This window comes from Herbiconiux moechotypicola (assembly GCF_024979255.1).
Lineage (GTDB): Bacteria > Actinomycetota > Actinomycetes > Actinomycetales > Microbacteriaceae > Herbiconiux > Herbiconiux moechotypicola.
In genome coordinates this window covers 1-550 of record NZ_JANLCN010000049.1, presented here as the reverse complement: position 1 = coordinate 550, position 550 = coordinate 1, and the positions used below count along the sequence as shown (strand labels likewise).

The 550-nt window shown below is 66.4% G+C and carries 1 protein-coding gene; it reads right to left on the bottom strand.

Features of this window, described 5'->3' with window-relative positions:
* Positions 1 to 550, bottom strand: a 550-nt coding sequence (locus N1031_RS20430) for a superoxide dismutase (RefSeq protein WP_259481798.1), incomplete at both ends; no start/stop codon positions are given.

The following is a 550-nucleotide window of genomic DNA, read 5'->3' as shown; positions in this document are numbered from 1 at the left end:
CGAGCCGCGAAGCGACGTTGGACCAGTTGGCGATGTTCCAGACGGCCTTGATGTAGTCGGCGCGCACGTTGAGGTAGTCGAGGTAGTAGGCGTGCTCCCAGACGTCGAGCATGAACAGCGGGACGACGCCGAATGGCACGTTGGACTGCTGGTCGAAGAGCTGGAACACGGTGAGGTTGCCGCCGAGGCTGTCGTAGCCGAGCACGGCCCAGCCGGAGCCCTGCACGCCGAGGGCGACCGCGGTGAAGTGGGCCTGGAACTTCTCGAACGAGCCGAAGGCGTCGTCGATGGCGGAGGCGAGTTCGCCTTCGGGGGTCTGGGTGTCGGGGGTGAGGTTGGTCCAGAAGACGGTGTGGTTGACGTGGCCTCCGAGGTTGAAGGCGAGGTCTTTCTCGAGCTTGTTCACGTTGGCGAGGTCGCCTGCTTCGCGGGCGGCGGCGAGGCCGGCGAGGGCGGCGTTGGCGCCGGCGACGTAGGTGGCGTGGTGCTTGTCGTGGTGCAGCTGCATGATCTTGCCGCTGATGTGCGGCTCGAGGGCGGCGTAGTCGTA